General features: G+C 68.5%; 8 protein-coding genes, 1 tRNA gene and 1 pseudogene. 8 read left to right on the forward strand and 2 right to left on the reverse strand.

Annotation, left to right across the window (positions count from 1 at the left end; all coding sequences use genetic code 11):
* Positions 1-21 precede the first annotated feature (21 nt).
* Positions 22-1,386, forward strand: a complete 1,365-nt coding sequence (locus ACZZZQ_RS12440; protein WP_463507677.1) for an NAD-dependent succinate-semialdehyde dehydrogenase — start codon at positions 22-24, stop codon at positions 1,384-1,386.
* 130 nt (positions 1,387-1,516) lie between these two features.
* Positions 1,517-3,241, forward strand: a complete 1,725-nt coding sequence (gene poxB / locus ACZZZQ_RS12445; RefSeq protein WP_230100385.1) for a ubiquinone-dependent pyruvate dehydrogenase — start codon at positions 1,517-1,519, stop codon at positions 3,239-3,241.
* 1 nt (position 3,242) lies between these two features.
* On the opposite strand, the gene ACZZZQ_RS12450 is transcribed toward poxB, so the two are convergent.
* On the reverse strand, positions 3,243-6,041 hold the full coding sequence (locus tag ACZZZQ_RS12450; RefSeq protein ID WP_463507678.1) for a hypothetical protein: 2,799 nt from the start codon (positions 6,039-6,041) through the stop codon (positions 3,243-3,245).
* Positions 6,042-6,092: 51 nt separating this feature from the next.
* Positions 6,093-7,915, reverse strand: a pseudogene (locus ACZZZQ_RS12455) (HSP90 family protein).
* A 192-nt stretch (positions 7,916-8,107) separates the two neighbouring features.
* Here ACZZZQ_RS12455 and ACZZZQ_RS12460 point away from each other — a divergent pair.
* The 6 genes from ACZZZQ_RS12460 to ACZZZQ_RS12485 all read left to right on the forward strand — a co-directional run bounded on the left by ACZZZQ_RS12460 (position 8,108) and on the right by ACZZZQ_RS12485 (position 11,884).
* Positions 8,108-8,180: transfer RNA gene (locus tag ACZZZQ_RS12460), tRNA-Trp, on the forward strand.
* Between the two features lie 39 nt (positions 8,181-8,219).
* The gene (gene secE, locus ACZZZQ_RS12465; protein WP_042539545.1) at positions 8,220-8,492 is read left to right on the forward strand and encodes a preprotein translocase subunit SecE; all 273 of its coding nucleotides are present in this window, start codon (positions 8,220-8,222) and stop codon (positions 8,490-8,492) included.
* A gap of 41 nt (positions 8,493-8,533) precedes the next feature.
* Positions 8,534-9,589 (forward strand): transcription termination/antitermination protein NusG, encoded by a 1,056-nt coding sequence (gene nusG / locus ACZZZQ_RS12470; protein ID WP_056279788.1) that lies wholly within the window; start codon positions 8,534-8,536, stop codon positions 9,587-9,589.
* 191 nt (positions 9,590-9,780) lie between these two features.
* The gene (gene rplK, locus ACZZZQ_RS12475) at positions 9,781-10,212 is read left to right on the forward strand and encodes a 50S ribosomal protein L11 (RefSeq protein WP_053097443.1); all 432 of its coding nucleotides are present in this window, start codon (positions 9,781-9,783) and stop codon (positions 10,210-10,212) included.
* A gap of 11 nt (positions 10,213-10,223) precedes the next feature.
* Positions 10,224-10,913 carry a 50S ribosomal protein L1 gene (gene rplA / locus ACZZZQ_RS12480; RefSeq protein ID WP_053097442.1) on the forward strand — a complete coding sequence of 230 codons (690 nt, stop codon included), beginning with the start codon at positions 10,224-10,226 and terminating at the stop codon, positions 10,911-10,913.
* A gap of 158 nt (positions 10,914-11,071) precedes the next feature.
* Positions 11,072-11,884 (forward strand): amino acid ABC transporter substrate-binding protein, encoded by an 813-nt coding sequence (locus ACZZZQ_RS12485; RefSeq protein ID WP_285364039.1) that lies wholly within the window; start codon positions 11,072-11,074, stop codon positions 11,882-11,884.
* Positions 11,885-11,886: the final 2 nt, after the last annotated feature.

Genomic DNA, 11,886 nt, shown 5'->3' on the forward strand with positions numbered 1-11,886 from the left:
TCGGCCAGAGGAGGAGAGAACATGACCGATTACGCCGTCATCAACCCCGCCACCGGAGAGACGCTGGCGTCCTTCGACACGTTCACGGATGCGCAGATCGAGGAGGCCGTCGCGGCCGCCGACGAGGCGCACCGCGAATGGTCCCGGTCCTCGACCGTGGCTGAGCGCGCAGCGCTCCTCCGTCGCGCCGCCGAGCTGCACCGCGAGCGCCGCGAGGAGCTCGCCGACGTCTTCGTGCGCGAGATGGGCAAGCCCCGCGAGGCCGCCCTCGGAGAGGTCGACTTCGCCGCCGACATCGCCGAGTACTACGCCGACCAGGCCGAGGCCATCATGGCCGACCAGCCGATCGCGATCCTCGGCGAGGGCTCGGCGATCGTGCGCCGGTCGTCGCTCGGACCGCTCGTCGGCATCATGCCGTGGAACTTCCCGGCCTATCAGATCGTCCGCTTCGCTGCGCCGAACCTGATCGTCGGCAACACGATCCTGCTGAAGCCTGCTCCGCAGTGCCCGGAGTCGTCGACCGCGATCGAGGCGATCTACCACGACGCCGGATTCCCGACGGGCGCGTACCAGAACGTCCTCGCGACCAACGAGCAGATCGCCGACATGATCGCCGACCCGCGCGTGCAGGGCGTCTCGCTCACCGGCTCGGAGCGCGCAGGCGCAGCGGTCGCCGAGATCGCCGGACGCAACCTCAAGAAGGTCGCGCTCGAGCTCGGCGGGTCCGACCCGTTCATCGTGCTCTCGACCGACGACCTCGACGCCACCGTGCAGGCGGGCGTCGACGCGCGTCTCGACAACAACGGCCAGGCGTGCAACGGCGCGAAGCGTTTCATCATCGTCGACGACCTGTACGACTCGTTCGTCGAGAAGTTCACGGCCGCGATGGCATCGGTGCAGGCGACCGACCCGACGCTCGACGACACCGTGCTCGGCCCGGTCTCGTCGGAGACGGCGGCGGAGAACCTGCAGAAGCAGATCGACCAGGCCGTCGAGCAGGGAGCGACGCTGCTGACCGGCGGCACCCGCGAGGGGGCGTTCTTCGCCCCGACCGTGCTCGCCGACGTGACGCCCGACATGAACGTCTACCGCGAGGAGCTCTTCGGCCCCGCGGCGGTCGTCTACCGGGTCGCCGATGAGGATGCCGCTGTCGCCCTCGCGAACGACACGACCTTCGGGCTCGGCTCGTACGTCTTCACGACCGATGCCGAGCAGGCCGAGCGTGTCGCCGACAACATCGAGGCGGGCATGGTCTACGTCAACCTGGTGCTGGCCGACAGCCCCGAGCTGCCGTTCGGCGGCATCAAGCGCAGCGGCACGTCGCGTGAGCTGGGTCACCTCGCCGCCGACGAGTTCGTCAACAAGAAGCTGATCCGCATCGGCTGAGCGACTCTCCCTGATGGGGGCGGATGCCACGGCATCCGCCCCCATCATCGTCTCCGCAGTGCGGCATCCGGAGAGCGGATGTTCGACGGATGCCGGATCCCTCCGCGCCACCCGGGCGTAGGTTGGAAGCATGGCAACCGTCGCAGCGAACATCGTCAAGACCCTCCGCGCCAACGGGATCGACCGTGTCTACGGCCTCCCGGGCGACTCCCTCAACGGGTTCACCGACGCCCTCCGGAAGGACGGCGGCATCCGCTGGGTGCACGTGCGGCACGAGGAGTCCGCGGCATTCGCGGCGGCGGCCGATGCCTCGCTCACGGGTGAGCTCGCGGTGGTCGCCGGTTCGTGCGGTCCGGGCAACCTGCACCTGATCAACGGACTCTTCGACGCGAACCGCTCGCGGGTGCCGGTGCTGGCGATCGCCGCGCACATCCCCACCACCGAGATCGGCACGGGGTACTTCCAGGAGACCCACCCGCAGGAGCTCTTCCGCGAGTGCAGCGTCTACGTCGAGTACGTCGCCGACCCCAAGCAGATGCCGCGCCTGCTGGAGATCGCGATGCGCGCCGCCATCGAGCAGCGCGGGGTCGCGGTGCTCGTGATCCCCGGTGACGTCGCACTCTCGGAGATCGCCGACGACCGAGCCGTGGTCATCGAACGCTCCCACCCCGTGATCGTGCCGAGCGGAGACGAGCTCGCGCGCGCGGCGACGCTGCTCAACGCCTCGAAGAAGACCACGATCCTCGCAGGCGCGGGTGTCGAGGGGGCTCACGACGAGGTCATCGCACTCGCCGACCGACTCGGTGCGCCGATCGTGCACGCGCTCCGGGGCAAGGAGTTCATCGAGTACGACAACCCGTTCGACGTCGGCATGACGGGGCTGCTCGGCTTCGCCTCCGGCTACCGGGCGATGGAAGCCGCCGACACGCTGCTGGTGCTGGGCAGCGACTTCCCCTACGAGCAGTTCTATCCCGAGCACGCCACGACGATCCAGGTCGACATCCGCGGCTCGCAGCTCGGCAAACGGCATCCGCTCGATCTGGGCCTGGTCGGCGACGTCGGCGCGACCGTCACGGCGCTGCTGCCGCGACTCGCCGAGACGAACGACCGCGGTCACCTCGACGACTCCACCGCGCACTATCGCAAGACCAGGGCCAAGCTCGACGACCTCGCGACGCCGACCAAGGCGGGCCGCCCCATCCATCCGCAGTACCTCGCCCGGCTGCTCGATGAGCAGGCCGCGGATGACGCGATCTTCACCGCCGACGTCGGCTCGCCCACCGTGTGGGCCGCCCGCTATCTGTCGATGACCGAGAACCGACGCCTGATCGGCTCGTTCACGCACGGGTCGATGGCGAATGCGCTGCTTCATGGCATCGGCGCGCAGGTCTCGCATCCGGCTCGTCAGGTGGTCGCGCTCGCCGGCGACGGCGGGCTCGCGATGATGCTGGGCGAACTGCTCACGCTCACGCAGAACAAGCTGCCCGTGAAGACCGTCGTCGTGAATAACTCGTCGCTGAACTTCGTCGAGCTCGAGATGAAGGCCGCGGGCTTCGTCAACTACGGCACCGCGCTCGACAACCCGAGCTTCGCGGCCATCGCCGAGGCCATGGGGATCTTCGCCCGTCGGGTCGAGAACAGCGAGGACCTGCCGGATGCCGTCCGCGAGGTGCTCGCGCATGACGGCCCTGCGCTGCTCGACGTCGTGACCGAGCGCCAGGAGCTGTCGATGCCCCCGGCGATCGAGGCCGAGCAGGTCAAGGGCTTCGCTCTGTACGCGATCCGCACGGTGATGTCGGGCAAGGGAGACGAGCTGCTCGACCTCGCGCGGGCCAACTGGCGTCAGTTCCTCTGAGTCAGCTGTCGAGGAGTGCCCGCACCTCGGTCGCCTCGCCGTGGCGTCCGAGCGCCTCGAGCACGTTGCCGAGTTCGAGCGCCGAGACCTGCTGCAGCGGCGGGTAGCCGTCGGAGTGCTCGAGGGCGCTGCGGTAGATCGGCACGGAGTCCGCAGCGCGGTCGTCGCCGACCAGCAGACGGGCGGCGAACAGCTCGGAGCCGCCGGCCGAGCCCGCATCCCCGATCGCCGCGAATCCGTCGGCCGCGGTGAGCGCAGCGGCGACGGCCTCGTCGGTGCGGCCGAACTGGGCGAGCGCCCGGCCCCGCGAGTCGGTGACGTCGGCGAGCAGCCACGCCGCCTCGTGCTCCTGAGCGAGCGCGGCGACCTCGTCGAAGAGGGCGAAGGCGCGGTCGTCCTGTGTGGCCGCATAAGCCTGTCCGAGGTTGTGCAGCACGTCAGCGAGGGCGCCGACCGCCTCGGGGGCCCGGCGCACGATCTCGGATGCCGATTCGAGTGTCGCGATCGCCTCCGCGTGCTCGTCGAACCGGGCGAGGATCTTGGCGCGCTCGGTCAGCGCCATCGCCTGGTCGGCATGCTCCTCCGCCTCGCCGAACAGCTCGCCCGCATACCCGAATGCACCGACAGCCTGTCCGAACTCGCCGGCCGATCCGAGGGCGCGCGCGAGAAGAGACGCCGTCATCGCTCGGGAGGCGGCGGGCACCTCGGCCTGCTCTTCGCGCTCGAGCACCTGTCCGAACAGCTCGGCCGCCACCTCGGCGTCCCCGGCCGAGAGCATCGCGCGCGCGAGCCGGAAGTCCGCGCCCGCCTGGTCGCCGCCCTCCTGCGCGACGAGCCGCGAGGTGACCCGGTAGCGGGTGACGGCCTTCTCCGGGTCGCCCGCGTCCTCCCAGAGCGCCCCCGCGAGCAGGTGCGCGGCGGCCAGGGCCGTGGTCGCACCGAGCCCGGCGAGAAGACGGGTCGCCTCGTCGGCATCCGCAGCGCCCTCCGCGAACGACTCGCTTCCGCCGCGCACCTTCGCGCGCGTCTGCAGCGCCTGCGCGCGATGACCGATGCTGAGATCGTCCTGGGCCAAGAAGCGATCGAGCAGAGCGGATGCCGCTTCGATGTCGCCCTTCTGCAGCACGGCCGAGATGGCGACGAGCGTCGTCGTGTTCGAGAGGCGCGCGTCCTCGGCCTCGGCGAAGGCGCGAGCCGCGATCTCCGCCATGTCGAGGGCGGCGCCGGGTTCATCCGCGTGCAGGTGCAGCGACGCGCGGCTGATCGCCAGGTCTCCGCGCGACCATGCGGGCAGAGCGTCCGTGTTCGCGAGCTCGTCCTCGAGCGCCGCCGCAGCCTCGGGGGTGTTCAGGCCGAAGGTCGCGAGACCGAGGCGCAGTTCGAGATCGGCCTGTGCGTCGAGGCCTGCGGCGCGCAGAGCATCGATCCGCGCCGGCAGCAGGTCGGCAGCCTCTTCTGCTCGGTCGAGGGCGATCAGGATGCCGAGGCGCATCGACAGGAGCTCGGCGAGCTTCGAGGGGTCCTCGACGCTCAGCGCGTGCGGCAGGGCCCGCAACGTCTCGTGCTCCGCGCCGAACTGGGCGAGGTTCATGACCCGTTCGAACCACGCGTCGGGATCGTCGGGTGTCGCCGCGTCCGGAGCCGTGACGAAGGCATCCGAACGGATGGGCACGTCGTAGTGCTCGTCGGCGAGAGCGCGCAGGCGGGTGAGGCTGCGGTCGTGGCCCTCGGTGCCGTCCCGCAGATCGAAGTCCGAGCCGATGCGCTCGGCGGCAGCCCACGCGGTGGCGGCGAGTTCGGCGGCACCCCATGCTCCGTCGTGCTCGCCGAAGAACTCCTCGAGCGCGGGGGAGTCGGCACCGCGCACCGTGGCATCGCCGTGACCCGCCGCAGTCACACGATCGAGGGCGAAGGCGAACGCCGCCAGCGCGGCGAAGTGGGCATCGACGTTGAGTCCGTCGTGAGCGAGCCAGCCGATGTGACGCTCGACCTGCGCGAGCGCGCGTGCCTCGTTGCCGGTGAGGGCGGCGAACACGATGTTGTGGGCGACGATCCGCAGGTTGTCCGGGTTGTCCTTCGCGAGCCGGTAGCTGCGCAGGTGCGCGCTCCTCGCCTCGTCGAAGCGCCCGGCACGAAGGTAGGGCACGAGCACGCGCGACAGTGCGTGCTCGGGCTCCTCGCCGCACGAGAAGCCGCCTTCGAGCATCTCCTCGACGAGTCGGATGGCCTCGGCATCCCGATCGGTCTCGGCGAAGAAGCCGGCGAACTGGCTGCGTCCGCAGGCGTCGCAGTGGCTGTGGTCGTCTCGGGGCGTGGCCTCCAGCTGCGCGCGCAGCGCCTCGGCGTCGTCGAGTCGACCGGCGTCCCAGGCGTCTTCGAATCGGGCCGTGAGCACTCCGCTCATGCCGAGCCCGGCCTTGCGATAGTGCGTCTCCATGTCGTCGAGGACCGCGGTGATCTGCTCGGTCGAGAACGCGGGCGACGAACGCAGAGAAGACGCCATCCATTTGAACTGCCACATCAGATCGGCGCCGCCGTAGTCGAGGTCGGCGGGGAAGCGCTGCGGGTCGGAGTCGTGTCGGGCGAGGCACCACGCGAACGAGTTCAGCATCACGTCGGTCGCGCCGTTCATGTTCGCAGAGGCGGTCTGCCTCATCCGCGCCTCGTACTCGAGCCGCTCGTCGCCGAGCTCGACGGCGAGCGAGACGGCATCCGCCACCAGCGCCTGCTCCGCCGGACCCCAGGGCGTGCGGTCGATCTCTTCGATGAGCTGAGAGAAGCGCTTCTTCGGACTGGTCATGGGGGATCCTTCGAACGGAGCGAGCGGTCGGAGCGAGCGGTCGGAGCGAGATCAGGGGGCGTCGTCGAAGGGGATCGAATCCGCTTCGATGCCGGCGGACAGCGAGACGAGGTCCGAGAGCGCGGTCGACATGAGTGCGCGATCGGCGTCGGAGAGCGGATGGTGTCCCGCCAGCAGCGCCTGGATGTAGAGCAGCTGCACGGTGCGGGCGAACACCGCGTCGTCCTGCACGCGGACGAGCGCGCGCACGACGCGGTTCGACCAGTTCAGGCACAGGCGCGCGCTGAGATCGTCGTCGCGGGAGGCCGAGAGGGTCGAGTCGATGCGGTCGAGCACCCCGCCCCACAGCGATCCGGTGATGCCCTTGGTGCGGCCGCGGTCGATCCTGCGCAGCACCTCGGGGTCGGCGACGTACAGCGCTGCGAGTTCGGGCTGGTCGATCGACCGCACGGTGACGGAGCAGCCGGATGCGGTCAGCACGCCGCCGGCGCGGGCCTCGAGGGCCAGCGCGGCGTCGCGGTCGTCCAGCGGCGGAGGGTCGAGACGATCGAGCTCCCCGGCCACGTCGACGAGTTCGATCGTCACGTGCGGGTAGAGCTCCGGCAGCATCCGCACGAGGTCCGCGTCGTACAGGTAGCCGCCGTTGACCAGCACCTCGGACCCGGGGGAGATCCCTGCGACCTGGCGGAACTCGTCGACCGACTGCGCGAATCGCACGTGCGGGTATCGTTCGACGAGGTCGCCGATGCGCATCGTTCCGTGGGTGGTCTCGAGGGTCAGCCAGCGCGTGATGAACTGCGCGAGCTCGTCGTCGTGCCGCACCAGCGATTTCAGACCGACCTCGTGGATCGCCACGAACTGGGCGAGTCTGTGCGGTTCGCGCAGGCCCAGCTCGAGCACCCAGCGGCGGATGCCGGCACCGAGCTGCTCGCGCACACGCTCGAGGGCCGCGTCGTCGACGAGCGATTCGCGGCTCGCCGTCGGGGCGAGGCCGGTCGAATCGACCACGGCGCGCACGAAGAACGCCCATTCGGGCAGCACGTCGTCGACCCGCTCGCCCAGGAGCATCCTGCCGAGATACATGCGCGTCGCCTGGCGGGCGCCCGGCGGGGAGCGTAGGGCAGGACGTAGGCGAGTCCCCGTGTGCCGGTGGCCGGCTCGCTGAGCTCGATCACGTCGAGCGGGCTCGCACCGAGCAGGTCGCGCCCGTACTGCACGGCGCCGTCGATGTCGTCGGCGGGGTCGAGGAACGGCGCGCGCCGGGTGATGTCGACGTCGCCGCTCGCAGAGTCGAGGATCACCCGCACGGGGAGGAACTCGGCGAAGGCGGTGGCCAGCTCTCGCACGGCCGCGGGGCGCAGCAGCTCGTCGGCGTCGAAACGAGGGCGGAGATGCACACTCGTGCCGATCGGCAGATCGTCGTCGATCTCCACGACGCGGAAGGTCCCGTCCGCGCTGCCCGTCCACTCGACGGCCGGGCCGCCCCGGACGCTGCGCGAGCGGATGACGATCGAATCGGCGACCATGAAGCAGCTCAGCAGGCCGATGCCGAACTGACCGAGGTAGTCGCTGCGCGGGAGGTCGAAGATGTCGCGCTTCGAGCTGCGGCCGACCGTGGCGAGCAGATCCCCCACCTCGGCGGCGGTCAGGCCGATCCCGTCGTCGCGCAGGACGAACTCGCCCGTGGTGTCCGTCAGCGCGGTGATGCGGATGCTCCCGCCCTGCCCGTCGACCTCGCGCCGTGCGGTGATCGCATCGCGGGCGTTCTGCAGCAGTTCGCGCAGATACACGCGAGGACTCGAGTAGATGTGGCGGCTCAGGAGGTCGACGACACCGCGCAGGTCCACCTGGAACTGCTGCACGTCAGCGCTCACTGCGCCCCCTCCCGTTTCGTCCGCCCGCCGAGCCTAACAACAACGACGAGAGCGGGCCCGGTTCGGCGCTGACCGACGGATGCCGTATGCTTGACGAGCAGTTGTTGTCTGCATTCTTTCGCCGTGCCCCGGTCCTTGCGGTCGGGTAACGATGGCAGGATGGAGATGACACCCCGAGACCTCCCGGTCTCTAGGGCGGTAGCTCAATTGGCAGAGCAGCGGTCTCCAAAACCGCAGGTTGCAGGTTCGATTCCTGTCCGCCCTGCGCGTCAGCACACGCTGACACACGAAAGGTACATTCAGGATGGATCAGGACGAACCGCGCGGCGAGGTCGTCGCGGCCGGCGCCACCCGCGAGAAGAAGCGTGGCATCGCGGGCTTCTTCGCAGGGATCGCCCTGTTCTTCCGTCAGGTCATCGCCGAGCTGCGCAAGGTCGTCACGCCGACCCGCAAGGAACTGGTCAAGTTCACCGCAGTGGTGCTCGTCTTCGTTCTCATCGTCATGGGCATCGTCTACGGACTCGACACCCTGTTCGCCTGGGTCACGCACATCGTCTTCGGGGTCCCGGGCGCCTGACGCCCTCGCGGCCCTGGCCGCAGTGATTGGAAAGAAACAACGTGTCTGAACGATATTCCGACGACGCCGACTGGGCGACTGCTGCTGAGCAGTCCAGCGAAGAGGACGAGGCCCAGGAGGGCAACGTGCTCGCTGCGGAAGAGCAGTCGGTCACCTCGGCCGAACATGTCGCCCTCCACATCGAGGACGTCGACGGAGACGCCGACGCCGATGTGCAGGACGACGACAACGACATCGAAATCGACGACCCGGAGGCGGACGCGATCGTGAACGACGCTCTCAACCTGGACGAAGCGGCCGAGTCTGAGGCTGCCGCTGAGGTCCTGAACGATTCTGTGGCGGAAGAGACCGCCGAGCTCGAGGCCGCTGAGGCCGACGAGGTTACCCCTTACGACGGACCCGACATCAACGGCGACGATGACGCCGTGGCCGAGTCCGACGACGATGAGTCCGAAGAGGGCGACGACGCCGAGGAAGACCCGTATGAGGCGTTCCGCCTCGACCTGCGGATGCTTCCGGGCAAGTGGTACGTCATCCACTCCTACGCCGGATTCGAGCGCAAGGTCAAGGCCAACATCGAGCAGCGCAAGTCGACGCTCGAGGTCGAGGACGAGATCTATCAGATCGAGGTCCCGATGGAAGACGTGGTCGAGATCAAGAACGGCCAGCGCAAGATGGTCACCCGCGTGCGCATCCCCGGCTACGTGCTCGTGCGCATGGAGCTCACCGAGGACACCTGGTCGGTCGTGCGTCACACGCCTGGCGTCACCGGCTTCGTGGGCAACGCCCACAACCCGACGCCGCTGCGCTTCGAAGAGGCCTTCAACATGCTGAAGTCGCTCGTCGAGGTCAAGGACGTCCCGACCGCCAAGAACATCGCGTCGAAGGGCGGCCTCGCCGTCGCTCGTCCGCTTCCGGCCGAGGTCGACTTCGAGGTCGGCGAGACCATCACGATCAAGGAGGGCTCGTTCGCGGGTCTTCCCGGTTCGATCAGCGAGATCAAGCCCGAGAGCGGCAAGCTCACGGTGCTCGTGTCGCTCTTCGAGCGCGAGACCCCGGTCGAGCTGTCGTTCGACCAGGTCACGAAGATGGTCTGACCTACGCTTCTCCGAGAACGGCCGTCCCATTCGGGGCGGCCGTTCTCGCGTTCCCGGGCCCGCTCCGCATCAGGTAGACTTGTCTGGTTTGTGTGCCGCTTCGGCGTGCGCGCAGACGACCGCAGCCCGGAGATGCCGGGTTCGCGGGAGAGCGGATGCAACCGGCATCCGTTCGATGAAAGGAAGAGGATATGGCACCGAAGAAGAAGGTGACCGGCCTGATCAAGCTTCAGATCAACGCCGGTGCAGCCAACCCGGCGCCGCCGATCGGCCCCGCGCTCGGTCAGCATGGCGTCAACATCATGGAGTTCTGCAAGGCGTACAACGCCGCGACCGAGTCGCAGCGCGGCAACGTCATCCCCGTCGAGATCACCGTCTACGAGGACCGCAGCTTCACGTTCATCCTGAAGACCCCGCCGGCCGCGGAGCTCATCAAGAAGGCCGCCGGCGTGCCCAAGGGCTCGTCGACGCCGCACACGGTCAAGGTGGCGAAGATCACCAAGGACCAGGTCCGTCAGATCGCCGAGACCAAGCAGGCCGACCTGAACGCGAACGACATCGAGGCTGCCTCGAAGATCATCGCCGGCACCGCCCGTTCCATGGGCATCACGGTCGAGGGCTGAGGAGAATAATCATGGCTACGAAGTCCAAGGCTTACAAGGCTGCCGCCGAGAAGATCGAGGCAGACCGTTTCTACACTCCCACCGAGGCAGTCGCCCTCGCCAAGGAGACCGGCTCGTCGAAGTTCGACTCGACCGTCGAGGTCGCGCTGAAGCTCGCCGTCGACCCCCGCAAGGCAGACCAGATGGTGCGCGGCACCGTCATCCTGCCCCACGGCACCGGTAAGACCGCCCGCGTCATCGTCTTCGCCACCGGCCCCGCGGCCGAGGCAGCGATCGCCGCAGGTGCAGATGAGGTCGGCGGCGCCGAGCTCATCGAGAAGGTCGCCGCAGGCTGGACCGCGTTCGACGCGGCCGTCTCGACCCCGGAGCTCATGGGCCAGGTCGGTCGTCTCGGAAAGGTCCTGGGTCCGCGTGGACTCATGCCGAACCCGAAGACCGGCACCGTGACCCCCAACACGGCCAAGGCCGTCGAGGAGATCAAGGGCGGAAAGATCGAGTTCCGCGTCGACAAGCACGCCAACGTGCACTTCGTCGTGGGCAAGTCGTCGTTCTCGGCCGAGCAGCTCGACGAGAACATCGGCGCAGCGCTCGAGGAGATCGTCCGCCTCAAGCCGTCGAGCTCCAAGGGCCGTTACATCCAGAAGGGCGCCGTGTCGACCACGTTCGGCCCCGGCATCCCGCTGGACGTCAACGCCATCTGAGTGTGATTCCGGAAAGGCCCCCGCATTCTGCGGGGGCCTTTCTGCGTGCAGTACGACATCGGACGTCATCGGATGTTGGGATGCCGGTCCGATGCCGCGTACTGTGAATGAGTTCCGCGCCACAGCACTCGCGCCTCACCGCACCCCAGGAGGGTCACATGTCCCGTCGCATCATCGCCGTCACCGCACTGGTCGTCGCAGCAGCAGCACTCACCGCGTGCAGCGGAAGCACCACGCCTGCCGACAGCAGCTCGAGTGAGAGCGGATCCGGCTTCGGCCTCGTCACGGACGGCACGCTGACGGTCGCCACCGAGGGCACGTACCGTCCGTTCAGCTTCCACGATGACGGCGGAACCGGCGACCTGACCGGATTCGACGTCGAGATCATCCAGGCGGTCGCCGACAAGCTCGACCTCGAGGTCGAGTTCCAGGAGACCCAGTGGGATGCGATCTTCGCCGGTCTCGACGCGGGCCGTTTCGACGTGATCGCCAACCAGGTGAGCATCAACGAGGAGCGCCAGGAGAAGTACCTGTTCAGCACCCCGTACACCGTCTCGCCGGGAGTCATCGTCGTCGCCGAGGACGACGACTCGATCTCGTCGTTCGACGACCTCGAGGGCAAGACGACGGCGCAGTCTCTCACCAGCAACTGGTACGAGCTGGCGACCGAGTCCGGTGCCACCGTCGAAGGCGTCGAGGGGTGGGCGCAGGCCGTCGAGCTGCTGCGTCAGGGCCGCGTCGATGCGACCGTCAACGACAAGCTGACCTTCCTCGACTATGAGACCACCAACAGCCCGTCCGGCCTGAAGATCGCCGCCGAGACCGACGAGGCCGGTGAGCAGGCATTCGTCTTCACCAAGGACAAGACGGACCTCGTCGAGGCGATCGACGGCGCTCTGGAAGAGCTGCGTGCCGACGGCACCCTGGCCGAGATCAGCGACAAGTACTTCGGCGAAGACGTGACCCAGTAACC

This window comes from Microbacterium sp. AC132 (assembly GCF_979258525.1).

Excerpts from the sequence above, each read along its gene's own strand:
- secE (WP_042539545.1), top strand. The coding sequence starts at position 8,220 with ATGGATCAGGACGAACCGCGCGGCGAGGTCGTCGCGGCCGGCGCCACC.
- ACZZZQ_RS12450 (WP_463507678.1), bottom strand. The coding sequence starts at position 6,041 with ATGACCAGTCCGAAGAAGCGCTTCTCTCAGCTCATCGAAGAGATCGAC.
- rplA (WP_053097442.1), top strand. The coding sequence starts at position 10,224 with ATGGCTACGAAGTCCAAGGCTTACAAGGCTGCCGCCGAGAAGATCGAG.
- ACZZZQ_RS12440 (WP_463507677.1), top strand. The coding sequence starts at position 22 with ATGACCGATTACGCCGTCATCAACCCCGCCACCGGAGAGACGCTGGCG.
- ACZZZQ_RS12485 (WP_285364039.1), top strand. The coding sequence starts at position 11,072 with ATGTCCCGTCGCATCATCGCCGTCACCGCACTGGTCGTCGCAGCAGCA.
- poxB (WP_230100385.1), top strand. The coding sequence starts at position 1,517 with ATGGCAACCGTCGCAGCGAACATCGTCAAGACCCTCCGCGCCAACGGG.
- rplK (WP_053097443.1), top strand. The coding sequence starts at position 9,781 with ATGGCACCGAAGAAGAAGGTGACCGGCCTGATCAAGCTTCAGATCAAC.